The sequence below is a fragment of the Lysinibacillus sp. GW823-FHT06C08 genome (assembly GCF_058795135.1).
This window is the reverse complement of record NZ_JBXAHN010000006.1, coordinates 108,558-133,423: the sequence shown is the minus strand read 5'-3', so window position 1 is coordinate 133,423 and position 24,866 is coordinate 108,558. Positions and strand designations below refer to the sequence as shown.

Below are 24,866 nucleotides of genomic sequence, written 5' to 3'. Positions count from 1 at the left end.
AGTGTGAGCTATTTGTAAATATAGGTGGTAACACGGGTAGACTCGTCCTAATCAGATTTGATTAGGGCGATTTTTTTTACCATTTTTTTATGTGAGGGGAGCAATTTAGAATGAGTATTGTTATTGGAGGCGCTTGGCCGTATGCAAATGGCTCTTTGCATTTAGGACATGTAGCCGCACTATTACCAGGTGATATTTTGGCTAGATATTACCGTCAAAAAGGTGAGCAAGTATTATACGTATCGGGTAGTGACTGTAATGGTACACCAATTTCTATACGTGCAGCACAGGAAAACACAACAACCGAGGCGATTGCTAATCATTATCATGAAGAATTTACAAAATGTTTTAATGAGCTAGGATTTACTTATGATTTATACACAAGAACAGACGCAGAGCACCATCATGAATCCGTTAAAGGCTTATTTTTACAGCTACTTGCCAACAATTTTTTATATAAAAAGAAAATTGAACAGGCTTACTGTGAGGCAGATCAGCAATTTTTGCCGGATCGATTTGTAGAGGGCATATGCCCAAATTGTGGTGCAAAGGCGAGAGGAGACCAATGTGATAACTGCTCGGAAATTTTAGACCCATTGGATTTAATCGATAAGAGCTGTAAAATATGTGGGAATGAGCCAGTCATTCGAGAGACAGAACATTTTTATTTTACCTTTAGTCAATTTCAAGGGAGATTAGAGACCTTTTTATCCGAGGCAAAGGCAGAAAAACGTTGGAGGGACAATGCTTTAAGATTGACAGAGCGCTACTTAGCAGAGGGCGTTCCTGACCGAGCAGTAACGAGAGATTTGCCAAATGGAATAGATGTTCCAGTTCCTGGCTTTGAGGGTAAAAAAATATATGTGTGGATTGAAGCAGTTGCAGGTTATTTAACGGCTAGCCTAGAATGGGCAAAGCAACATCATATGGCGATTGAAGATTTATGGAATGAAGAAACCATTTCATACTATGTCCATGGAAAGGATAATATCCCATTCCACACAGTTATTTGGCCAGCTATTTTAATGGGACTAGGTGCGAAAGCTTTGCCGACACATATCGTATCTAATGAATATTTAACATTAGAAAAACGCAAATTATCGACGAGTCAAAACTGGGCTGTATGGGTTCCGTATATTTTAAGTCGTTATGATGCTGACTCTATTCGCTATTTTTTAACGACTAATGCACCAGAAAATCGAGATACTGATTTTTCATGGCGAGAATTTATTTACAGCCATAATGGTGAATTACTTGGTGCCTATGGTAATTTTGTGAACCGAACATTGAAATTTATAGAGAAATCCTTTGCTAATCAAGTACCTCAGGCTGAAGTGGATAGTACTATTCGCAAACAAACTATTCAGCTATTTAATGAAGTGGGTATTCTTATTGAGGGTGGCCATTTCAAGCAAGCATTAGAGTCCATTTTTGAGTATATTCGTGGCGCTAATCGTTACTTCGATGAACAGCAGCCATGGTTACAAGTAAAAGAACATGTGGAGGCGGGCAATTGCACACTTGCAACCTGCGTCTATATCATTGCCAATCTCGGACAATTACTACATCCATTCCTACCGTTTTCAGCAGAGAAAGTAAGAAATATGCTAGGTATAGATGAAATGATGTGGCATGAACAAGTAGAGTTACCTAAAACCATTCAAGGCGTAACACCTTTGTTTGAACGACTGGATATCGAACTAATAGAAGAAGAATATCAAAAGTTAGTAAGAGATAGTCGCTAGCATTGAAAAAGCAGTATGGCTAATGGACCATACTGCTTCTTTTGTTTTAATTCATGACAGGTGTCAATTTGGCAACCACAATGCTATTGATGGCATTAATATAGGCTAGAGCACTTGCTTTTAGTATGTCAGTATCTGCAGCTTTAGCCATATACTTTTCACCTTCATGCTCAATCGTGATTTTTACTTTTCCTAGCGCCTCTTTGCCACGCGAAACACTATTGATATTATATTCCACTAGTTTTACATCCATGCTTGTAATTTCGGCAATGGCAGAATAGAGAGCATCAATTGGGCCTGAGCCAACTGCGCTAGCCTTCAATACTTCATTACCTTTCCGCACTTTAACGCTCGCAGAAGGGAAGCTTGTATTGCTGACGACTTGTAGATCTTCGATATCAAAGAATTGATCACTATAATGTGTGGCATTCTTGTGAGAAGCATCATGTTTCTCATAATAGCTTTCAACGATCACGTATAAATCATGATCGTATACTTCTTTTTTGGCATCCGCTAGCTTTAAGAAGCCTTCGAAGATTCCCTCGAATTCATCTGTAGAAAGATTCGAAAACCCTAATTTTTCAAGAGCATTTTTCACGGCATGTCGGCCAGAACGTGCTGTCAGTACTAGCTCCATATCATCAAGACCTACGTCTTCTGGATGCACAATTTCATAGGCATCACGGGATTTTAGTAATCCGTCCTGATGGATACCCGATGAATGGGCAAAAGCATTATCTCCAGTAATAGCCTTATTAACTTGAACATCTAAGCCCATAAAACTAGATACAAGTCGTGATGTATTCATAATTTCTTTTGTGTTAATACGTGTATCAGCATTGTAGATAGTGCTACGCGTTTTTAGCGCCATAACGACTTCTTCTAATGCCGCATTTCCTGCGCGTTCACCGATACCATTAATTGTACATTCTACTTTATCGGCACCATTTTTTATCGCGGCAAGCGTATTAGCTGTTGCCATTCCAAGGTCATTGTGGCAATGAACACTAAGAAGAACGCTATCATCTAAGTTTTTCATACGGTTGTTTAATTTAAAGATCATCTCACCGAACTCTTCTGGTTCTGCAAAACCGACTGTATCAGGAACGTTAATCATAGTTGCACCAGCTCGCATAACAGCTTCAATCGTTTTCCAAAGATACTCAAAGTCTGAACGAGACGCATCCTCAGTAGAATATTGAACCTGTGGCAATAGAGTTTTCGCATACTTTACAGCATCTACACCAATTTGCAGAATTTGATCTTTGGATTTACTGAATTTTTTCTCCACATGTATATCGGATGTCCCAAGAACCATGTGAATCATTGGATTTTCAGCGTATTTCACAGCATTATAGACGGCATCAATATCTGCCTTTACTGCACGTGCTAATGCTGTAATCATAATATCGCTAGTGGTACCGACCTTCTCAGCTACAGCTTTGACAGCATCAAAATCCCCCTGTGATGAAGCGGGGAATCCGGCTTCGATAATATCCACACCTAATTTTTTCAGTTGCTGTGCTATTTCTACTTTTTCATATAAATTTAGCTTGGCTCCTGGCACCTGTTCACCATCACGTAATGTTGTATCAAATACCCAAATTTTTCTTCCCATTTTTTAACACTCCTCTTGTAGTTATCTGTATTTAAAATCTACACGTAGGCCAATGATTCATTAAAAAATAAAAAAACCCATCTCTATTTAAAAATAGAGACGAGTTTATGCTCGCGGTACCACTCTAATTGACCTTCTCTGTACAGAAAAAGTCCCCTTATCGACAGCTATCACTGTCTATCCTGTTAACGGAGGAAACCGACATCCCTTACTAGACTATTCAGGGAGTAGCTCATGGACGAGTTCAAAATGTGTGTCTACCGATTTTCACCAACCATCGGCTCTCTACAAGTACATCACCATTTTTACTATTTCCAATCTTGGCCTGCAATGTGTTGTTGAAAGCAATATTACGTGGATATTAATAGCCTGTCAATAATTTTCTAAATTTTTTTTTAATTCTGTCTAAAGTATTGTTTGTTCTGTTAAATATTTGATAGTTGTGAAATAAATAAACGTCCACTAAAAATAGTCATTTCTGTGAGATAATAAAAATTGTGAATGAACGTAGGAGAGGTAGGAAGAACTATGAAATTTGTCTTTGATTTAGACGGTACAATTTGCTTTAAAGGGAAGCCTTTGAGTGGGGGTATTATCAATGCGTTAGAGGCATGTAGACAAAGTGGGCATGAAGTTATTTTTGCTTCTGCTAGACCAATACGTGATCTATTACCTGTATTGCCTGAGAAGATGCGAGAATTTCCGATGGTAGGTGGAAATGGAGCATTCGTCGCCTGTAATGGAGTAACGAAGGAGGTTGCAGCATTTGAGACGGAGATAGTAGGGGCGCTTCGACAGATCATTACAGCATTTCAATTACCCTACCTAGTAGATAGTCAGTGGGATTATGCGTATACAGGCAGTGAAGCGCATCCCATTTATCAAAATCTAGATCCTCTAAAAATAGCTAAAAAAGTAGCGTTGCAAGATCTTCATGATATTGTAAAAGTTGTTTTATTTCCGGGGGAGAATAGAGATGCAGTGTTATTTGAGCTACAACAGCTTGCTGTTACTCTTTATGAACATGCATCAGAAAATATTATAGATATAAGCCCTAATGGTATTGATAAGTGGAATGGCCTAACTAAATTAGGTGTCATCGAGGGGGAGTATATTGCTTTTGGAAATGATGCAAACGATGTCTCGATGTTCTTGAAGGCAAAGGAAAGTGTTTGTGTAGGGAATCATCAGGTTGGTGATTGGGCTACGTTGCAAGTACCTAGTGAGGAAGCAGCCATTATAGAAATGCTCAGTCATTTAAGCGATAAATATAAGTGAGTAAAGGCCTATACATATATAGAAAAAACTGCTCGTTTCCTAGAGGGAATCCGAGCAGTTTTCATTTATTCTAATTTAAAGCGAGAGACTTCTGTTTGAAGCTCCTCTGCCATATTTGAAAGTGTTGCTGCTGAAGCAGCGACTTCTTCGATAGTTGCTAACTGTTCCTCAGAGGCAGAAGCGACATTTTGTAAATTACTAGAAGACATTTGCGCGATTGTTGCTATTTCATCGAAGGAAGCATAAATTTGTTCTGCACTGGATGACATTTCTTCCGAAACTGTTGTAGCTTCTTGGATTTGCATGGACACTTGTTCAATAAGCTCCATAATTTTAGAGAAGCCTTCTTCAGCTACCTGTACCACTTGCATCCCAATTTGTACTTCTTGTGTACCAGTATCCATCACCGTCACAGCACGGTTTGTATCTTGTTGAATTTCTGCAATCAACGTAGCAATTTGCTCTGCAGATTTTTTGGATTGCTCTGCTAACTTTTTCACCTCGTCTGCCACGACAGCAAAGCCCCGCCCATGATCGCCTGCACGAGCTGCCTCGATAGCGGCATTGAGCGCTAGTAAATTTGTCTGCTCTGCAATATCTGTAATAATGCCAATAATGTTACCAATTTCTATAGAATGCCCGTCTAAATTTTTCACAACGCTTGCTGATTCTAATACAGCAGTGTTAATGGTAGTCATTTGTGAAATCACTCGATGTAATGATTCATTGCCTTTTTGAGCCTCTGAATTCGTTTCCAATGCCAGTTCAGAAACCGCCGCCGTAGTAGATGCTAATTGCTGTATGCCCTTTGTCATATTCTTCATCGCTTCGGAGCTTTCTGTAGCATTTTTACCTTGAGCTTCAGAGCCACTAGCCACTTCTTGAATCGAAGAAGTGATCTGCTCAGTCGCTTGAATGGTTTGGTCAGCACTTGCTGTTAACTCAGCGGCAGAGCCACTAACTTGTACAGTGTTATGGCGTACATTTGTAATTAAATCTTTCAAATTAACGGCCATTTGATTGAATGCTTGGGCTAAATCACCCACTTCATCACGATTTTTGATACGAATCTGTTCAGCCGTTAAGTCACCCTCAGCTATTTTTTTAGCAGCTTTAGCCATGCCGTTAATTGGACGAGACATTAGACTACCAACAACCATTGCAATTATCAGACTTATGACAACAGCAAAGACTCCAAGAATTAACATTTGGAACTTAATAGCTTGAATTTGTTTCGATGTAGCAGCAATTTTTCCTTCAATATACTCATTTTGATAATCGGAAAGGTTTTCAACGCGTTCATCAAATTGTTTAATAATTAGACGCCCCTGTGTACTATCAAGCTTTTCATACTTTTCCGTTTCACCTGAAGCCTTTAACTCAAACATGCGGTCCGCAAACTGTTGAACATTTTGCTCGCTTTTATTAATAGCTTCTAGAAATTTAATGGATTTTTCGGTCGTCAAAGATGACATTAGCTCTTCAGATTTTTGTTTAAATTCTGTTCGAGAGTCTTGATTGCTTTGAAGATTCTGTTTATCTCCAAGCAGTAAATAGCCACGCAAACTAACAATCTCTTGTTTGGCAATAACGCGTAATTCCTGAATAGCGATAGATTTAGTTGTTTGCTCCTCCAATAATGTACGATAAGTTTTGTTCACTGAATCAAGCTGCTTTATATTTAAGCCGATAGTAGCAACTAGAACTAAAATAACTATAAAAAAACCGAGTAATAATTTCTTGTAGATAGTAAATCGCATAGATGAAATTTCCTTTCTCAGTATTTAGTAGAAATGTTACAAATTAATGAAATATGTATATATATCATTTATATCAGAAAATATGAATTTTACAAAGTATTATGAGTATTTTTACTGTAATAATTAGTTTAAAGGTGACAGAAACTCGTGATAGAAGTAATAAAAAAAAGACATTTACCGCTAAAATATGCTAGAAATAAAGCGAAAGTTAATTCTTTGTACTGAATATTAAGCCAATATTCATAAATTTTGAAACTTATAGAGTAGGCAAAACGTAAATTACGTATGAAGATGAACTGAGGTGGTGCGAAGTGTATAGACCTATTTTAAAAATCCCTAAAACAAGGTCTGAAAAGGTCTGGGATTATATTGGAGTTATCATATTCCTATTATCTATCTTTTATATTGCAGTAATGTGGGGGAAATTGCCTGAAGAAATTCCTGTTCATTTTAATGGTAAGGGAGAGATTGATCGGTGGGGTTCAAAAATTGAGCTCATTATTCTTCCGTTTATAGGTGTGTTTCTATGGATAATCATGAGTCTTTTAGAGAAAGTCCCACATATGTATAACTTTCCAGCTCGTTTGAATGAACAAAATGTAGAAGCATTTTATTTAAATAGCAGAAAAATGTTAAACGAAGTAAAAAACTTCTGTCTTATTTTATTCGCAGTTATATCATTCCAAATGATTCGCATTGCTCTTGGAGAGACTACTTCCATAGGATGGTGGTTCTTGCCAATTGTCGTAATTGGAATCTTTATACCGATTATTAAAGGCATAATAGTTACTCGCAAAATAAAATAAAGCCGAACTGTAAACGCTTGAGATATTTTCGAGCGTTTATTTTTTGTTCCCAAGCTCTCATTTATTCAGTATACTATCAAAACTAAGCTCCAAATGTATGAGCTGTTTTTTAGTAGCTAAAAATGAGTGGGAGAAGAGGTGTTTAAATGATGCAAAAGAAATTTAAACTAAAGGATGATGTATCCATTGCCATCCATAATCAGCCGCTTGATTCGATATTAGATGGAGTGTTTCATTCTGGAGAGGCACCTTATGACCGTATTATTTCTTTTGCGTTTTCCATAGATGCCATGGTAACTTATTTACAAAAAGTGTTAAAAGATAATAGTCTAGTGGAGCTGGGCTATTTATTTTTTGTTTATCCTAAAAAGGGTAATAAAAAATATGAACAGTTTATTCACCGAGATGAGATTTTTCCGGCGATCCATGTGGACGAGGAAAAGTATATGGATGGTAGTGATTTAAAATTTTCTAGCCTGATGTCATTAGATGAAACATTTTCAATCTTAAGTATTAAGAGAGATGGTAAAGGAAGAGGCAAGAAAATAACAGCCATTAGTCAATGTGTGAGTGACTATGAGAGTATGATCCCTCCATTGCGGGACTTACTTTCCTAAAATCAGGATGACTTAGCCTTTTATGATGGACTCACTCCGGGATATCAAAGGGATTGGGCACGTTATATTTATAGTGCAAAAAAGTTAGAAACACAAGAAGCTCGCTTACAGGAGATGCGTCAAATTATTCCACTAGGCTATAAAGCAAAGGAATTGTATCACAAGGCACAAATAAATGAGTGAAGTAGGGAAAATAACGACGAAGTGAGGCAAGGTATGAAGAGCATATATATGGAGCAAGTAGAGGAAAAATGGCGTGATGCCTTTAGTAAGCTTGTAGATGTTTTAGAAGCCAATTTGCCAGAGGGTTTTGAACAAACTATGCAATATGACATGGTTAGCTATGTTGTGCCATTAGAAACGTATCCAAGTGGCTATCATGTGACGCCAAATACGCCATTACCTTTTATTAGTCTTGCAGCTCAAAAACGTCATATTGCGCTCTACCACATGGGTATATATGCAGACCAAGCATTACTTTCTTGGTTTCAGGAGGAATATGCGAGGCGAGTACCAACAAAATTAAATATGGGGAAAAGTTGTATTCGTTTTACAAGCACGAAGCATATTCCCTTTGATTTAATTAGTGAGCTTGTTGCAAAAATGACACCAGCAGAGTGGATTTCACATTATGAGGGAGCGAAAAATAGATGAAAAGCGCGACAACTTTTTTAATGTTTCAAGGACAAGCGCATGAAGCGATTGAACAATATCAGCAATGGTTTACAGATTTAGAAGTTATACAGATAGAATATATGGAAAATTCTCAGCAGGTAGCGATGGCCACCCTACAATTAAAGGGGTTAAAATTAATGGTGAATGATAGTGTTATTCAACATAACTTTTCGTTTACGCCATCAACGTCTATCTTTCTAGAGTGTGAATCTGAGGAAGAAATAAAGAATTTAGTAAATCAAATAGAGGAAAGTGGGCAGGCGTTAATGCCACTTGATCATTATGGGTTTTCAAAGAAATTTGCGTGGATTCAGGATCGCTTTGGCGTCTCCTGGCAACTAACGTATAGTTGAGAATAGAATACGACAATAGAATGTTAGTAAAAGGGGAATTAGAAGATGACGGTAACTTTAGTGAAACATGATATCAAATATGCCGAGGCCATGCATGAGTTGTCTTCTATGCCACAGGTTCGAGATGCACTAGGGCTACCTGTTGGTAAAGTAGAAGATACTATTCATTTTATCAAACGTGAATGCATCGATGAAGAAGAAGGGAAGACCGTTCCTCGTGTTGTTTTAAATGAGGAGGGACAGTTAATCGGTGTGACCGCATTGATGTTTATAGACCAACATAAAAACAGTTGTCATATCGGTTCGTGGCTCGGGCATCCATTTTGGGGGAAAGGTTATAATCTTGAGGCTAAAACAGCTATTTTAGATATCGCCTTTTTTGAGCTTGGACTAAAGCGAGTTTTTGCGGGAGCTAGGAAGGTGAATATCCGTTCACAAAAGGCACAGGAAAAGCTGAGCTTTATTCGATTAGGGGTGGAAGGAGATTATCCAGAAGAACATTCATGGTTAGAAGCGAAAGAGAAACAACCATGTGTTTTAAATGTTTTTGAACGTGAGGATTTTGTACAATTTCGAACAGCTCTAAAAAAAGTAAATGGGAGTAGAGAGTCCTTTTTACCACAGCTTTTACTTGCTGATGAGAGTGAAGAGGCTATCCGAAAATACCTAGATGAGGGTACCTTATTTGAAGTGAAGTGTGGAGAACAGCTTGCGGGAGTGGCATTATTAACCCCTCAATCTCAAACAACCATTGAGTTGAAAAATATTGCGATTGTGCCAAAATTCCAAGGGAAAGGGCTAGGTAAAGAGGTATTGCGACAGCTTACGGCATTTTGTGAGAAGGAAGGCTATCAAACGCTTTTAGTTGGAACAGCAAATTCAAGTATTGATAATATAGCTTTTTATCAAAAGGCAGGTTTTCGCATGGAGACCATTGAAAAGGATTTCTTTCTCGACTATCCAGAGCCAATATATGAAAACGGCATTCGTGCATTAGATATGATCTTCTTTACTAAGCAATTGTAGATGTTTTTCATAAAAGAAATACCCGTCCAACAAACGTTGAGCGGGTATTTTTATTTACCTAGCAAGAGGGCCATTAATTTTTCCTTTGAATGTAAGAAGTCATCTAATGTGTAGCGATCTAGTACTGTTAGGTAGGCCTGTAAAGCTTCATATAGGACACCTTTTAGCTGACATTCCGGAGCTATTTTACATAAATTATTCTCTTTATCGAAACATTCTACTAAATGAAAATCCTCTTCTGTATGACGAACAATTTCACCAATGGTGATAGTTTTTGGATCGATGGCTAAGCGAATACCGCCACCTCTTCCGCGAATTGTTTCTATATAGCCTAACAATCCAAGTTGGTGCGTCACTTTCATTAAATGGTTTTTCGATATATTATAAGCATCTGAAATCTCTTGAATAGTTGATAATTGGCCATCTTCTTTTGCACCTAAGTAAATAAGTGTACGAAGAGAATAGTCTGTGTATAAAGTTAAGCGCATAAGAACACCCTACTTTCTATAATTCAAAGTAATTATAGCATTTTTACAATGAAGTATAATATTTTGAAACCACTTTTAAAGATGTATTTAAAATACATTAATTATGTCCATTTTGTTAAAGATGTATTTTACATATTGCTTTAAGAAAATGAAAGCGTTATATTGTAATCACGAAAGGATGGTAAGCGATATGTTAAAACAAGAAACTATTCAAATTATTAAGGCAACAGTCCCTGTATTAGAAGTTCATGGTGTAGAGATTACAAAAACGTTTTACAAAAATATGTTTCAAGCTCATCCAGAATTATTAAATATTTTTAACCACACTAACCAAGAAAAAGGTCGTCAGCAAACAGCCTTAGCAAACACAGTTTATGCTGCGGCAGTTCATATTGAAAATTTAGAAGCTATTTTACCAGCAGTCATGCTTATTGCGCACAAACACCGTAGTTTAGGTATTTTACCTGAGCATTATCCAATTGTTGGTGAAAACTTATTAAAAGCGATTAAGGAAGTACTTGGCGACGCGGCGACTGACGATATTATTAATGCATGGGCTGAGGCATATGGCGTTATTGCAGATATTTTCATTCAAGTAGAAGAAGAGTTATACCAAAAAGCTGAAAATAATGGTGGATGGCGTCTATTTAGACCATTAAAAGTGGCGAAAAAAGTGGTAGAAAGCGACTTAGTTACATCTGTTTATTTTGTTAATGAAGATGGCTCATCATTACCATCTTACGAGCCAGGACAATATATTAGTATCCGCGTGAAAGTTCCTGGTGAAGAGTATTTAATGAATCGTCAATACACACTTTCACAAGCAAGCGCAGAAGATGGTTACCGCATTTCAGTGAAACGTGAAAGTGATCATACGCCAAACGGTAAAGTGTCAAACTTTATTCATGATGACTTACAAGTTGGAGATTTAGTAGATGTAAGTGTGCCAGCAGGATTATTCGTTTTAGAAGAAACAACTGCTCCTATTACATTTGTGAGTGGTGGTATAGGTGTAACACCATTAAACAGTATGCTACAATCTCTAAAAGAAGATTCAACGAATAAAGTTAACTTTATTCAGTGCGCACGCAATGAAAAAGTTGTAGCGTTTAGCGATGATATTCAAGGAAAAGTAAATGCGTTACCTAATGCATCGTATACGGCTCTATATTCTGATGAAGACAAGCAAATTACAAAAGAATTATTAGCAGAAAGAGTAGCTGATAACGCTGATGTTTATGTATGTGGACCTGTAGGCTTTATGGAAGCAGTTATTAAAAATTTACAAGAAATTGGCGTGAAAGACGAGAAAATTCATTATGAATTCTTCGGACCAGCCATGCAATTAGCTAAATAAAATCGTAGAAATCCCTGTTATGAGTTACAGCTCATAGCAGGGTTTTTTTGTATAAGTCAATACAGATAAAGACTTTCAAGAAAAAGAGTTGAAGCTTTCATGTTGACAATATACCTATTGGGGTATAATATGAATCACGTAAGCAAGTTGAATCTATCGTTTTGAAAGGGGGCTGGAACAGAATGGCTTATGACTCTAAAACAGCTAATCGAGTGAAGCGGATGGAAGGTCAATTACGCGGGATTTTACGCATGATGGAGGAAGGTCAAAACTGTAAGGATGTGATTACACAGCTATCTGCCGTGCGTTCAGCAGTTGATCGGACGATAGGAGTTATTGTTAGTGAAAATTTATTAGATTGTGTCACTACTGCTGAAGGTAATGCGGAAAAAATGAATTCAGCCATCCGAGAAGCAATGGATTTAGTAGTGAAAAGCAGATAGTTTTTATATACCCTTTATCGTATAAAAAGGAGCGGTGATAACTTGGAAATGTGGATCATTATTGCGATTATCGCAGCATTTTTCATTTGGCGAATGAAACCAACAAAGGGCGTTCAATCGATTTCTACTGCCCAATTAAAAAATATGCTGAATGATAAGGATAAGATATTTATCGATGTACGCACGCCAGCCGAATTTAAAGGGCGCCATATCTCGCAGTTTAAAAATATGCCTCTCGGGTCAAGCTTTGACAAACTACCGAAGGATAAAGAAGTGGTAGTGATTTGCCAAAGTGGTATGCGTAGTAGTCAGGCATGTAAGCAATTGAAAAAGCAAGGCTTTGAGCGTATTACAAATGTTCGTGGTGGAATGAGTGCCTATTAGGAGGAAAGAAAATGAAGGAAATTACAGCAAAAGAAGTAGAACAAGCAATCATGCAGGGCGAAACGCCGAATTTGATTGATGTAAGGGAGGTAGATGAAGTAGCGACTGGTCATATTCCGGGTATTATTCATATTCCACTTGGTTTATTAGAGTTCCGCGTACAGGATCTGAATAAGGATGAACCATATATTATCGTTTGCCGATCAGGTGCTCGTAGTGGCCGTGCTACCGAGATATTAGAAGGTAAAGGCTTTAATGTTTCGAATATGGTTGGTGGAATGTTGTCATGGGAGGGCGAAGTACAATAGTAGCTTATAGCTATATTTTTTTGCTAAAAATAATACCCTTATAGGTATATGGAGGTTGTAATGAGGATGAAGGCAGATTTTCAGCTAGATGCCAAGGGTCTTTCTTGCCCTTTGCCCATAGTGAAAACGAAAAAAGCAATGGCCGACCTGGAAGATGGTCAAATTTTAGAAGTGTCTGCGACAGATAAAGGATCAAAAGCTGATATTGCAGCATGGGCAGAAACGGTAGGACACCAATATATTGGCACTTTAGATAATGAAGGAGTGCTCAAGCATTACATTCGCAAATGTACAAACGATCAAATAGAAGAAATTTCGTTTGACCCAACGATTGATCTAGAGCAAATTAACAATCGTCATGGATTAATTCTTGATGTACGTGAGGAAGCGGAGTTTGCCTTTGGGCATATTGAGGGCGCTAAATCTATCCCGATGGGGGAATTGGAAGCACGACTCTTGGAGCTCGACAAAGAGCAAGAGATTTATGTTATTTGTCGTACTGGAAAGCGTAGTGATATGGCTGCGCAGAAGCTAGCTTCACATGGTTTTATAAAGGTCTTTAATGTTTTACCAGGAATGACATCTTGGAAAGGTACATTAACAAAAAACATTTAATAGGAGGAATTTTTTATGTCAAACAAGGTAGCAATTATTGCAAGTAACGGTGGTTTATTTGATGCATATAAGGTGTTTAATATCGCAACAGCAGCTGCAGCTTCTGAGAAGGAGGTAGCAATCTTCTTCACATTTGAAGGATTGAATCTCATTCATAAGCAAGGGATGCATGCATTACCAATGCCTGCAGGGGCAGAGCATTATGCAGAAGGGTTTGCGAAAGCGAATATTCCTGCCATTCCTCAACTAGTGGACATATCCCAAGAATTAGGTGTTAAATTTATTGCTTGTCAAATGACGATGGATGTAATGGGTTTATCGACAGATGATTTTATTGATGGTATTGAAGTGGGTGGAGCTGTTACTTTCCTTGAATTTGCAAAAGATGCAGCACCATCACTAACTTTCTAAAGAGTTTTTGTGCAAGGAAGGCGGAGGGGCTAAAGGCTCTCCGCTTTAAAAAACTTCGAAATTATACCTATGGGGGTTATATATATGCCAATGCAGAAATGGAACGCTTCACAAATTGCTAAAAAGGTCATTAACAATGAAGAGTTGTTTATTTTAGATGTTCGTAATGCAGATGCGTTTGAAGACTGGAAAATTGATGGTCACCGATTTGAGTATTTAAATGTACCATATTTTGAACTGTTAGATGGTGTTGAGGAGATCCTGCCGAACATCCCCTCCAATAAAGAAATTCTAGTTGTTTGTGCTAAGGAAGGATCCTCATTGATGGTTGCTGAAATGTTGTCAGAAGCTGGTCGAGATGTTGCCTATTTAGCGGGCGGTATGAAATCTTGGAGCGAATATTTAGAGCCTATTAAAATTGGTGAATTAACGGGCGGAGGAGAGCTTTATCAATTTGTCCGTTTAGGGAAGGGCTGTCTTTCTTATATGGTGATATCTGAAGGAGAGGCAGCTATCATTGATGCTGTTCGCTTTACAGATGTATTTATCAATTTCGCCGAACAGAAGAATGTGAAGATTACACATGTTTTTGATACACATTTACATGCCGATCATATTTCAGGTGGACGCCATATAGCTGAGTTAACTGGTGCGGTCTATTACTTGCCACCGAAAGATGCAGAAGAGGTTGTCTTTTCATATAGACCGTTAGTGGATGGGGTGACTGTTCAAATTGGATCATCAAAAATAAATGTAGGAGCTATCTACTCACCAGGTCATACAATTGGCTCTACATCATTTGTTGTCGATAGCCAATATTTGTTAACAGGGGATATTTTATTTGTCGATTCTATTGGACGTCCTGATTTAGCAGGCCTTGCTGAGGACTGGGTTGGAGATTTACGAGATACACTTTATAAGCGTTATCGAGAATTGTCCAGAGAGCTTATCGTGTTACCAGCTCACTTTATGATCATTGATGAACTTAATGAAGATGGGACGGTAGCGAAACAACTAGGGGATTTATTTTTACAAAATCATGGTTTGAATATTCATGATGAAGTAGAATTTAAACGTGTCGTGACAGATCAATTGCCACCACAACCTAATGCCTATCAAGAAATTCGTCAGGTAAATATGGGGAAAATAACGCCTTCGCCAGATCAACAAACGGAAATGGAAATCGGCCCAAATCGCTGTGCTGTTCGATGAAATTTATTAAAAGTACAATGGATACGTCTGTGTATTAAAAATGTGGATCGTCCAGAAATTGAAGGCGCTCATCCCTCATGAATCTAAAATAATAAGAAGAACAGGCAAATCGCTTACAATCTTTGCCGTGTTGAAGGGGATCAATATGAAATCAAATTTACAATTAGATGCAACAGGTCTTTCGTGTCCAATGCCTATTGTGAAAACAAAAAAGGCGATAGACACATTAAATATAGGAGAAATTTTAGAAGTTCAGGTGACAGATAAAGGGGCTTTAGCGGATATTCCTGCTTGGGCAAAAGCTGGGGGTCATCATATCGTAGATCAATCCGAAAAAGCTGGTGTCATCACGTTTTTAATTCAGAAAGCTTAAGGCTAATGGAGGGTTGTCTATTAAATAGAACAACCCTTCTTTCACTTTTCGGAAAGGAGGAAGAATGCATGGATATTACATGGATATTAACGATCTTTTTAATTGGTTTTCTCGGTTCGTTTGTATCAGGGATGTTAGGTATCGGTGGTGCCATTATTAATTACCCAATGCTACTGTATATTCCACCATTATTAGGATTTATGGCCTTTTCGGCTCATGAGGTATCCGGAATTATTGCCATACAAGTATTTTTTGCATCCATTGCGGGTGTATGGGTATATCGCAAGGGTGGATTTTTAAATAAATCACTTATTATCTATATGGGGGGTGCTATATTAACAGGAAGTTTTGTTGGTAGTTTTGGTTCCAAATTTTTTTCCGAGTCAGGCATCAATATAGTTTATGGTGTGCTAGCCTTAATAGCGGCAGTCATGATGTTTATTCCAAAAAAACAAATTGATGATCAACCGATGCAGGATATCACATTTAATAAGACATTGGCAATTTTATTGGCCGTAGTTGTTGGTATTGGATCAGGTATTGTGGGAGCAGGTGGTGGGTTCTTATTAGTCCCTATTATGTTAGTGGTTTTAGGGATCCCTACGCGTATGACCATTGCTACTAGTTTAGCAATTACATTTATCTCCTCCATAGGGGGAATGGTTGGGAAATTAATGACCGGACAAGTTGAATATTTCCCCGCGCTCATTATGATCATTACTAGTCTTATAGCAGCCCCACTTGGTGCGAGAGCTGGAAAAAAATTAAATACCAAAAGCTTGCAAGGCATTTTGGCAATGCTTATATTGGCGACTGCCATTAAAATTTGGGTAGATATTATTGGAGGGGTCTAACCATGAAAATTGAAGTTTTCACGGATTTTACTTGTCCGTTTTGTTATATTGCCAAGCGAGAATTGGAACGTGCGATTGAGACAAGCGGCTATACGGGACAAGTAGAAATTGAATACAAGGCTTTTCAAATAGGTCCAGAAACGCCTAAAGTAAATGCACCAACCTTTTTAGACACTTTGGTTATGAAGTATAACGCAACGCGTGAAGAAGTACATGACATGACAGAGAATATGGCATCAAGAGCTGCAGAAGTTGGGTTGAATTATAATTTTGAATTGATGACAACAGCTCACACAGAAAAAGCTCATCGATTAGCAAAATGGACACAGCAATTTGGCCAAGCATCGGCATATACGGAAGCGCTAATGGCTGGTTATTTTATGGCTGGTGAAGATGTGAATGATGATTCCTTTTTATTAAGGGTGATTGCAAAATTAGGTTTAGATATAGAGGGGGCGCAGGACATTCTAGCTACTAATGTCTTTCTTGAGGCTTTAGATCAGGATCGATATGATGCACAGCAACTTGGTATACAAAGCGTGCCATTCTTTGTATTTGAAAATCGTTATGGCATTAAAGGGGCAGAGCCAAATGAAGTCTTTGTGCGAACATTACATCAAACAGCAAAAATAGTGGGGATTCAGCCAACGATTCAATTAATGGGAAATGGTGAGGATACGTGTACGGATGGTGCATGTAACCTGTAAACCGATGGATAAGTGTCGAGTACTTAAAGTACTCGGCACTTTTTTGATTCACCCACATACTACAAGAGGTATTAAGTCGTGATTTCGGTGTTGTAGTACAACAATTAGTGGATAATTTATCCATTTTTATCATCTGAATGGTTCTATTTTACAGTAGTGTGAGAAAAATCACATCCAATAAAATGTTATGTTGCTAAAATATAAGTGAGTATACAAAGGGGGGTATTATAGATGAAACCTATAGTAGCAGGAGTAGCAGGGACAGTACTGTTAGTAGGCACAATTTTTGTAGCAACCATTATTAGTGACAAAATTACAGTTGATTCGATTGTGGAGGAGAACGAAACGACAGTGCAGACGCAATTACCAACGACAGCAGCTGCTCAGTCAGTTGTCTATGCTCCACCAAGTATTGATGAAGTGCCAGATGGACCAATGAAGGATGCAATTTTAAACGGCTATGAGCTTGTTAATAACACACATGTTGCGGCGGACGAATATGTAGGGAACCAATTATCATGCACAAGCTGCCATGCTGGTGCTGGCTATGACGAGCAAGCATCATCATTAGTAGGAGTAATGGCTAATTATCCACAATATATTGGACGCTCTGGTGGTGTAGTTACAATAGAAGAGCGTATTAACGGTTGTATGGTTCGTAGTATGAATGGTAAAAAATTCGAAATGAATAGTGATGAGCTAGAGGCTATGGTCGCTTATTTTGCATATATTTCTGAAGGTGTTCCAATTGGAGCAAAACGTGAATGGGCAGGTACTAGTGATATGAAGAATGTACCGACTCCAAATGTTGACAATGGTGAGGAGCTTTATGGTCAGTCCTGTATAGCTTGTCATGCAGCTGATGGCTCTGGGACTGGTGCCAATACTGGTCCAGCATTATGGGGTGATAATTCCTTTAATGATGGAGCAGGTATGGCGCGTATGTCAAAAATGGCTGGCTATATTCAAAATAATATGCCAGTAGGTGCAACAGGGACTTTAACAGATCAAGAAGCGGCTGATTTAGCAGCGTTTATTTTATCCCAAGATCGACCTGAATGGCCAAATCATGATAAAGATTGGCCAAAAGGCGGAAAACCAAATGATATTATGACTAAAGAAAAACGTGAACAAGTTAAAAATGGTACGATTGATTGGGAAAAGGTGCTATCTACAAACTAACGAAAAGGGATGCTGTTTATGGGCATCCCTTTTCTATTATTGAAAATTATAAGCAGTGACAATTTTATCTCTGTTTGTTGTGAAATCAGTAAAATATTCATATAGGCTAATACCGAGGAATGACCCACTTACGTTAAAGATGTTAGAAAATCCGCTATTTTGAAGGGCCATAACAGCATTATAGCTACGCTGACCGGATCGGCAATGTACATACACTGGTTGATCATTAGGTACCTCATGCATTCTTTCTCGAAGTTCACTTAAAGGAATATTGTGTGCATGAAGGAGATGACCAGATTCAAATTCATTCTTTTCGCGTACGTCTAAGAAGTAGGCTTCATTTTCAATGAGTGTTCGCACTTCATCAACTTTTATTTGTTTGTAGTGTCCATGTAGTTGATTTTGAGCTACAAGAGCTGCTAAATTGACAATATCGCGGGCAGTGCTAAACATTGGAGAGTAGGATAGCTCCAGCTCCTTCAAATCTTCTAAAGTACCACCCATTGTGATGAGGGTAGCTATTACATCAATTCGTTTATCTGCATTGCCTTTACCTATAGCTTGGGCTCCAAGGATTTTACCTGTTGGTGTTTCATAAACGAGCTTAAAGTGAAGTGGATTACTATTCGGCATTAAGCCTACTTTATCAGGAGCTATCAGATAAACGCTTTTCGCCTGAAAGCCATTTGATAGAGCTGTTTTTTCGTTCAAACCCGTTGAAGCACAGGCAAGGTCGAAAATTTGTACACTTGAAGATCCGATAACCCCTTTATTGTGATGAGGGATGTTATACATATGATTAGCTGCAGCACGAGCTTGTCGCTGAGCGGGGCCGGCTAAAGCAAGTCGTGTCTGTTTATGGGTAAGCTGATGGAATACTTCAATCGCATCGCCCACAGCATATATGGAAGGATCGGATGTCACGTAATTAGCATCAACCTGAATGCCTCCGAGTGCACCGATAGTTAGCCCGGCTTCTTTGGCTAAGTGGATGTCAGGACGAACGCCAATCGCTAATACGACGGCTTGTGCTTTCAATTGTTTGCCAGAATTTAACGTCACATCACTTGGAGTAACCCTTGCGAGACCGTCATTGACAATAACATGAACCCCCTTATCGGTCATTTCTTTGTGCAATATTTGAACCATATCATAATCAAAGGGGGCCATAATTTGTTGGCCGAATTCAATTAAAGAGACATTATAGCCCGCTAGCTTCAAATTTTCCGCTACCTCTACACCAATGAAGCCTCCACCGATCACAGCAATATCCTGTACATGATCCGTTTGTAGGTATTGATTTAAACGGTTAATATCTACCACGTTTCTAATGGTAAAGACATGGTTTGAACGAATACCCTCTAGGTCAGGGACGATGGGACTTGCTCCTGGTGATAGAACTAATGTATCGAAACTTTCCTCATAATCTCTACCCGTTATTAAATTCTTAATGGTAATGGTTTTTTGTTCTCGGTTAATGCGTACAACCTCTTGCTGTACACGAGCCTCTATATTGTATTTTGTTTGAAAGGCTTGAGGTGTCATTAAGATCAATTTGTCTCTATTTTCAACAATCCCGCTTAAATGGAAGGGGAGAGAACAGTTGGAGAATGAAACATTTGGTCCTTTTTCAAACATAATAATTTCTGCCTTTTCATCGAGACGACGAATGCGGGCGGCAGTGGATGCTCCACCTGCAACGCCACCAACAATTAAAAATTTTTTACTCAATGGTCAACACTCCTTTTGATTAATACATATAAGGGTATATAAAAGCTTTTAAATATATGTTTTGCTATTGAAATCAATAAATAATGTAGTATAAGTACTACAAACTAAATAATATACCCTAATGGGTATATTTTCAAGATGAAAGACTTAATTAATTTTCTAAGGTGTTCCTTGTGAAAGAAAGTTAATGTATAAATTTGCTATACTAGCAGTAGTAGGAAATGGAAATGACATTGGAGGTGACATTGTTGATTTTTTTGAAATTTTTGATGCAAATCATTATAGTATCGGGTTTGATTTATATTGTGAGTGGACGATTAATAGGCTCTAATATTAATTTTGTACGAAGAGTGCTTTCAGTCGTCATTAGTGTGACATTAACCTCTTTTGTTTACTGGTACTCTTATTTACGTCATACAGATTTTTTGTCAGAAACCATGATGCAAACTGTGACAGAGGTCAGCACATTAATTTGGATTGGGAGTATGCTACTCATTTCTATGTTGCTGTATTTGGTTTTTGAGCTCTTTGATCCAAGTGGTATTACAACTGGAGATCGTCGAAATGGTCAAAAATCTTTGCTCTTACGGCTGCGGAGCTATTGGCGACAGCAGAAACGATTGCGACAAGTTTTAAAAATTGCAGTTACAAATGGTGTCGTCCAAACGATTAAATATGCAAGGCAACGTGAAAACGAAAAAGAGCTGGCGATTGCATTGCGCGCAACATTAGAGCAATGTGGTGGGATTTTCATTAAATTTGGACAAGTATTGTCTACACGTAAAGAATTATTTTCACCCATCTTTATTGATGAGCTAGAGAGGCTACAACATCGTGTGAAGCCTTTACCAGCAGAGCAAGTGACAAGTATTTTGGAGCGCTCACTTCCTCAATCAATGGATGAAGTATTTAGCCAATTTCAAATGGAGCCTATTGCAGCAGCCTCTATCGGTCAGGTGCACAAAGCACGGCTTAAAAATTATGAAGATGTTGTCGTCAAGCTTCTCCGTCCAGAAGTAAAAGGGATTATGCGCGATGATCTTGAAATTTTAGAGGAATTTGCAAATTGGCTTTCATCCAAATCTACATGGGCAGAGTCACTAGGCTTTCGTGAGCTAGCTGGTGGATTCGCAGATGGACTACGTGAAGAGATTCATCTAGATATTGAGGTACGTAATACGTTACAGGTAAAGAACGCATTATCCAAAAGTGATTATAAGGTCCGCATTCCGAAAATTTATACAGCTTACAGTAATGAAAATATTATAGTGATGGAATATATTCGTGGACATAGTGTGGCGGATGGGGGGGCAGAATTCAATCGTCTGTCCATTGATCGCAGACAATTTGCTAGAACAATATTATATTCTTTTTTTGAACAGATGCTTTTTTCAGGTATTTTTCATGCTGATCCTCATCCGGGAAATATTCACATTGATGAGAAGGATGGTACACCCGTATTGCTCGATTTTGGAGCAGTTGGAAGATTGGGTGCCACACAACAAGAGGGCTTAAAGCTATTTTTAATGGGTATTCAGCTCAATGACTCCAGTGTCTTGTACGATGGCTTAACACTATTAGTGGAAAATGCCGATCATGCGGAACGTGCAAGAATGGAACAAGCAATCGATCAAATTTTACTAAAAATCTCGTATGTTGACCGCATACCAACAGAAGAATTAATACATGCTTTATTTACAGTGGTGCGGGATTTTGGGCTAGCCTTTTACCCAGCGGTAGGTTTAGCACTCCGCTCGTTGGTGACATTAGATGGAACATTAAGGGTAATTGATTCACGTTTTGATATTTTTACGGAAGCTAAGGATTTCTCTGCTACATATATGCGTGCTTCCTTCCTAAAACCATTTAAAGAACCAATGGCTACAAAAGAACGGCTGCAAGAGGAATTATCTATGCTGATACCAACTTTGCGTAAAATGCCAAGAAGAGTGGATCAACTAATTCAGCGTGTAGAGAGCGGAAAAATTATTTTACATCACGATATATTCTCTGATGAGCATAATGCCCGCTTCATTACCAACTTGTTTTCCCGATTTGTATTGCTTTTAGTAGGGATTACATTTGGAATTATTTCTGTTGCCCTTTTAGCAATCTCACAATTTATCCACGATTCTTATGCAGTGTATTTAAACACAGCTGCTTATTTAGGTTTATTTTTATGTGCAATTTTGTTAGTAAGGTTATCGATACAGGCATTGCGTTCCATGAAGCAGTAGGTAGGGATTATTCCCCTACCTCTTTTTTTTTGAAACATTTCCAAGTAATATTACAAAAACATTACAAAGTAGGTCATGTGACTATTGTCGAATTAGCTAATAACAGACTTGTGTAGAATATATAAGGACATTGTAGAATAATTGGAATTTTACGCGAATGTTACAGGAATGTTTCGAGTTTTACTAATGTATTAAATAGATAGGAAATAGTATAAAAGTTATGCTGAAAATGCTAAACTTTAAAAGGCTAAAACAAATATATAAGAACAATTGATTAAATATAGGATCGTTCAACAGATTACATAGAGTATTCAGAGCGAAATTGATAAATGAAGGGAATTGAAGGTACGTGGGTAAGCGCAATAAATGGCGTAAGTCGATGGTGCTCGCTTTAGCACTAGCAGGCGGCTTATTATTTAATACAATTCAACCAACAGAAGTACATGCTGAAGAAACTTCTCAACAAATGATTGAGAAAAAGGCTGAAATAGATGCACAGGTTAAAAAATTACAAGAAGAACTAACGAATTTACAAAAAGAGATCGACGAAAAAGTAAAAGTTTTTAAACAAGTACAAGCGGAAATTAAAGAAGTGGATGCTAGTATTGTTGAAACAAAAAAACGTATTGAGCAACGTTCTAAAATCTTAAGTGAACGTATGGCTGCATACCAAGCACAAGACAATACAGTGGGTGTTTATTTAAATGTAGTTCTTGAAGCAAAAAGCTTTGCTGATTTAATGGACCGTGTCGTAGCGGTTAAAACATTAATGGATGCTGACCAAGAATTAGTGGATCAACAAGAAGCTGACAAAGCGAGCTTAGAGCAACAAAAAGCCATTCTAGATGAAAAACAGAAAGAGCTTCAAAAGCAATTCCAAGAGCTTCAACAAAAGGAAAGCGAAATGGAAGTGAAAAAGGCTGAAAATGAAGCAAAATCATTAGCCCTAAAAGCTCAAATTGCAACAAAACAGGAAGAAGAACGTTTAGAAGCTGAACGTAAGGCAGCTGAAGAAGAAGCGGCTCGTTTACGTGCTCTTCAAGCAGCAACGCCAGTAGTACAAGCTACTCAAAATAACAGTGATGGTGATGGTCAACAACCACAAAAAATTATCGTTGGTTCAGGCGCTGGTACTGCCTCTTCAGGTGATGCTATTTCTACAGCAAAACAATTCCTTGGTCGTCCATATGTTTGGGGTGGTAGTAACCCAACTTCAGGGTTTGACTGCTCAGGTCTTGTCCAATGGTCTTATAAACAAGCAGGCGTTTCTTTACCACGTACTGCATCTCAACAATATTTAGCAACACAACGTATTTCTGCTGGGGAAGCACGCGTTGGTGACTTAGTATTCTTTAGCTATGGCTCAGGTGTAGCGCACGTAGGTATCTACTTAGGTAATAACACAATGATTGATGCTCAAAATAATGGTGTTGTCATTGAATCACTTGATTGGTGGAATCAATATTTAGTAGGCTTTGGTCGAATTCAATAAGCCTCTATATTATATAGACGATTAACATGATAAAAAGGTCATCTTTGTAAGGGAAAAATACAAAGATGACCTTTTTTATTGGTATCAAATTTTGAAATTTACTTTTATGATGCCTGTTTCCTTTAAGGCGATAAAGAAAATAATGACAAATGGCCCGACAAGTAAACCGATAATACCAAATAACTGTAGACCAATAAACATGGCAATTAATGTTGGTAAAGTTGATAACCCAATATGCTCACCCATTAGTTTAGGCTCGACTACACGACGAATAATGAGTAAAATAGCAGCTAAGATGAATAATTTTACAGCAATAGATGTGTTTCCCATTAAAAGGTGATAAAGCCCCCATGGTGCTAAAATAATGATGGAGCCTAAAAAAGGGACAATATCTATTAGCCAAATAATAATGGTCATGGTTATGGCATATTTAGGCTGGATTAATAAAAGTCCAATAAGTGTAACGCCTCCAATAATGAAGCTTACAAATAAATGTGCTTTCATATAGCCGAATGTTGCATCCTTTAAACGGTTTAAAATAATTTTTATTTTCTTTGCTGTGTTTGGCTTTAAATACTTATAAGTAATGCGCTTCAATTTCGGCAGATCTAGCATAAATAGGAATAGGGCAATCATATAGACGAGAAGACTGATAAATAGACTTGGAATCTCTGAAAAGAAGGCTGAAACTTTGCTATAATTAAAGAAGCTTAAAAACGTTTCTTCAATTTTCTTTATGAAATCCATTGTGGTTTTTTGAAGCGAAGTACTTACTTCGGGTGGAAAGTCTTCCGTGTATTTAGAAATATTTTCTTGCATATGAAGCCACATATCTGATAGCTTGGAAATATAATAGGGAGCTTGCTTAGACAATAAAATTATTTGCGTCATGATCTGCGTAATTGAAATATAGCAAATAATGGAAATTATAATGACACTCACTATGTATATAAAGGCAACTGCAATTTTTCGAGACATTTTCCAGCGCCTTTTAAAGAACATGACGATTGGTTCAAGGAAAAATGCGCTGATAGCTGCTAATATTAACGGCATAGATACCGGAATAATAAAATAAGCGGCTATAATTAGGGACAGAATCACTAGCAATCGAAAAATCAATTTCCTAGCATTAAATTTATTCATAAACTCACCTTCTTTGCGAAAAAATTAAGTTAAGTGTAACATAAATCAAGT

At 37.8% G+C, this 24,866-nt stretch carries 25 protein-coding genes, 1 pseudogene and 2 other annotated features (1 of these 28 only partly in view); of the genes and pseudogenes, 21 read left to right on the top strand and 5 right to left on the bottom strand.

The features are described 5' to 3' along the window. Positions 1-53, top strand: a binding site (T-box leader); it begins 208 nt to the left of the window's first position. Positions 54-110: 57 nt separating this feature from the next. Beyond that, a complete protein-coding gene (gene metG / locus AC1Q6O_RS15110; RefSeq protein ID WP_090002064.1) occupies positions 111-1,745 on the top strand; it encodes a methionine--tRNA ligase in 1,635 nt (544 codons plus the stop codon). 46 nt (positions 1,746-1,791) lie between these two features. On the opposite strand, the gene AC1Q6O_RS15105 is transcribed toward metG, so the two are convergent. Continuing rightward, entirely contained in the window at positions 1,792-3,363 is a 1,572-nt protein-coding gene (locus AC1Q6O_RS15105) for a 2-isopropylmalate synthase (protein ID WP_089985813.1), read from the bottom strand. Positions 3,364-3,455: 92 nt separating this feature from the next. After that, positions 3,456-3,694, bottom strand: a binding site (T-box leader). Between the two features lie 170 nt (positions 3,695-3,864). On the opposite strand from AC1Q6O_RS15105, the gene AC1Q6O_RS15100 reads away from it, so the two are divergent. Further along, the gene (locus AC1Q6O_RS15100) at positions 3,865-4,641 is read left to right on the top strand and encodes an HAD-IIB family hydrolase (protein ID WP_089985812.1); all 777 of its coding nucleotides are present in this window, start codon (positions 3,865-3,867) and stop codon (positions 4,639-4,641) included. A gap of 65 nt (positions 4,642-4,706) precedes the next feature. On the opposite strand, the gene AC1Q6O_RS15095 is transcribed toward AC1Q6O_RS15100, so the two are convergent. Then, a complete protein-coding gene (locus AC1Q6O_RS15095) occupies positions 4,707-6,401 on the bottom strand; it encodes a methyl-accepting chemotaxis protein (protein ID WP_089985811.1) in 1,695 nt (564 codons plus the stop codon). Between the two features lie 311 nt (positions 6,402-6,712). On the opposite strand from AC1Q6O_RS15095, the gene AC1Q6O_RS15090 reads away from it, so the two are divergent. From AC1Q6O_RS15090 to AC1Q6O_RS15065, 6 genes and pseudogenes are all read left to right on the top strand, one after another. Then, entirely contained in the window at positions 6,713-7,207 is a 495-nt protein-coding gene (locus AC1Q6O_RS15090; protein WP_008175259.1) for a DUF1648 domain-containing protein, read from the top strand. A gap of 146 nt (positions 7,208-7,353) precedes the next feature. Beyond that, positions 7,354-7,824, top strand: coding sequence for a hypothetical protein (locus tag AC1Q6O_RS15085; RefSeq protein WP_090002062.1), 471 nt, complete (start codon positions 7,354-7,356; stop codon positions 7,822-7,824). 24 nt (positions 7,825-7,848) lie between these two features. Beyond that, positions 7,849-8,007 (top strand): annotated as a pseudogene (locus AC1Q6O_RS15080) (YdeI/OmpD-associated family protein); the annotation flags it as partial. Positions 8,008-8,040: 33 nt separating this feature from the next. Continuing rightward, entirely contained in the window at positions 8,041-8,478 is a 438-nt protein-coding gene (locus AC1Q6O_RS15075; protein ID WP_164908745.1) for a DUF1801 domain-containing protein, read from the top strand. Beyond that, the gene (locus tag AC1Q6O_RS15070; RefSeq protein ID WP_008175253.1) at positions 8,475-8,852 is read left to right on the top strand and encodes a VOC family protein; all 378 of its coding nucleotides are present in this window, start codon (positions 8,475-8,477) and stop codon (positions 8,850-8,852) included. Before AC1Q6O_RS15075 ends, AC1Q6O_RS15070 begins: the two co-directional genes overlap by 4 nt. A gap of 45 nt (positions 8,853-8,897) precedes the next feature. Beyond that, positions 8,898-9,878, top strand: a complete 981-nt coding sequence (locus AC1Q6O_RS15065) for a GNAT family N-acetyltransferase (RefSeq protein WP_008175251.1) — start codon at positions 8,898-8,900, stop codon at positions 9,876-9,878. 50 nt (positions 9,879-9,928) lie between these two features. Here the strand turns inward: AC1Q6O_RS15065 and AC1Q6O_RS15060 are convergent, their stop codons facing one another. Continuing rightward, positions 9,929-10,366: an Rrf2 family transcriptional regulator gene (locus AC1Q6O_RS15060; protein WP_008175250.1), complete on the bottom strand. Its 438-nt coding sequence runs from the start codon at positions 10,364-10,366 to the stop codon at positions 9,929-9,931. Positions 10,367-10,556: 190 nt separating this feature from the next. On the opposite strand from AC1Q6O_RS15060, the gene hmpA reads away from it, so the two are divergent. The 11 genes from hmpA to AC1Q6O_RS15005 all read left to right on the top strand — a co-directional run bounded on the left by hmpA (position 10,557) and on the right by AC1Q6O_RS15005 (position 18,212). Beyond that, positions 10,557-11,723: an NO-inducible flavohemoprotein gene (gene hmpA, locus AC1Q6O_RS15055; RefSeq protein ID WP_089985807.1), complete on the top strand. Its 1,167-nt coding sequence runs from the start codon at positions 10,557-10,559 to the stop codon at positions 11,721-11,723. A 182-nt stretch (positions 11,724-11,905) separates the two neighbouring features. After that, complete coding sequence (locus AC1Q6O_RS15050) at positions 11,906-12,166, top strand: metal-sensitive transcriptional regulator (RefSeq protein WP_008175248.1); 261 nt, start codon at positions 11,906-11,908, stop codon at positions 12,164-12,166. A gap of 42 nt (positions 12,167-12,208) precedes the next feature. Then, positions 12,209-12,550, top strand: a complete 342-nt coding sequence (locus AC1Q6O_RS15045) for a rhodanese-like domain-containing protein (RefSeq protein WP_089985806.1) — start codon at positions 12,209-12,211, stop codon at positions 12,548-12,550. A gap of 11 nt (positions 12,551-12,561) precedes the next feature. Then, complete coding sequence (locus AC1Q6O_RS15040) at positions 12,562-12,858, top strand: rhodanese-like domain-containing protein (RefSeq protein ID WP_008175246.1); 297 nt, start codon at positions 12,562-12,564, stop codon at positions 12,856-12,858. Positions 12,859-12,924: 66 nt separating this feature from the next. Then, positions 12,925-13,473, top strand: coding sequence for a sulfurtransferase TusA family protein (locus tag AC1Q6O_RS15035; RefSeq protein WP_083796477.1), 549 nt, complete (start codon positions 12,925-12,927; stop codon positions 13,471-13,473). A gap of 15 nt (positions 13,474-13,488) precedes the next feature. Continuing rightward, positions 13,489-13,884, top strand: coding sequence for a DsrE/DsrF/DrsH-like family protein (locus tag AC1Q6O_RS15030; RefSeq protein ID WP_089985804.1), 396 nt, complete (start codon positions 13,489-13,491; stop codon positions 13,882-13,884). An 84-nt stretch (positions 13,885-13,968) separates the two neighbouring features. Continuing rightward, complete coding sequence (locus AC1Q6O_RS15025; RefSeq protein ID WP_089985803.1) at positions 13,969-15,096, top strand: MBL fold metallo-hydrolase; 1,128 nt, start codon at positions 13,969-13,971, stop codon at positions 15,094-15,096. A gap of 145 nt (positions 15,097-15,241) precedes the next feature. After that, positions 15,242-15,469 (top strand): sulfurtransferase TusA family protein, encoded by a 228-nt coding sequence (locus AC1Q6O_RS15020; protein ID WP_043989918.1) that lies wholly within the window; start codon positions 15,242-15,244, stop codon positions 15,467-15,469. A gap of 68 nt (positions 15,470-15,537) precedes the next feature. Next, positions 15,538-16,323, top strand: a complete 786-nt coding sequence (locus AC1Q6O_RS15015; RefSeq protein ID WP_089985802.1) for a sulfite exporter TauE/SafE family protein — start codon at positions 15,538-15,540, stop codon at positions 16,321-16,323. A gap of 2 nt (positions 16,324-16,325) precedes the next feature. Continuing rightward, positions 16,326-17,030, top strand: a complete 705-nt coding sequence (locus AC1Q6O_RS15010) for a DsbA family oxidoreductase (RefSeq protein WP_090002060.1) — start codon at positions 16,326-16,328, stop codon at positions 17,028-17,030. Between the two features lie 231 nt (positions 17,031-17,261). Beyond that, positions 17,262-18,212 (top strand): c-type cytochrome, encoded by a 951-nt coding sequence (locus tag AC1Q6O_RS15005; RefSeq protein ID WP_008175239.1) that lies wholly within the window; start codon positions 17,262-17,264, stop codon positions 18,210-18,212. Positions 18,213-18,248: 36 nt separating this feature from the next. Here the strand turns inward: AC1Q6O_RS15005 and AC1Q6O_RS15000 are convergent, their stop codons facing one another. After that, a complete protein-coding gene (locus AC1Q6O_RS15000; RefSeq protein ID WP_089985800.1) occupies positions 18,249-19,943 on the bottom strand; it encodes an FAD-dependent oxidoreductase in 1,695 nt (564 codons plus the stop codon). Positions 19,944-20,191: 248 nt separating this feature from the next. Here AC1Q6O_RS15000 and AC1Q6O_RS14995 point away from each other — a divergent pair, with 248 nt between their 5' ends. Both AC1Q6O_RS14995 and AC1Q6O_RS14990 read left to right on the top strand, forming a co-directional pair. Beyond that, positions 20,192-22,180, top strand: a complete 1,989-nt coding sequence (locus tag AC1Q6O_RS14995) for an ABC1 kinase family protein (protein WP_090002057.1) — start codon at positions 20,192-20,194, stop codon at positions 22,178-22,180. A gap of 349 nt (positions 22,181-22,529) precedes the next feature. After that, positions 22,530-23,672 (top strand): C40 family peptidase, encoded by a 1,143-nt coding sequence (locus AC1Q6O_RS14990; RefSeq protein ID WP_239355137.1) that lies wholly within the window; start codon positions 22,530-22,532, stop codon positions 23,670-23,672. A gap of 84 nt (positions 23,673-23,756) precedes the next feature. Here AC1Q6O_RS14990 and ytvI read toward each other — a convergent pair whose 3' ends face one another. Further along, positions 23,757-24,815, bottom strand: coding sequence for a sporulation integral membrane protein YtvI (gene ytvI / locus AC1Q6O_RS14985; RefSeq protein WP_089985798.1), 1,059 nt, complete (start codon positions 24,813-24,815; stop codon positions 23,757-23,759). Positions 24,816-24,866: the final 51 nt, after the last annotated feature.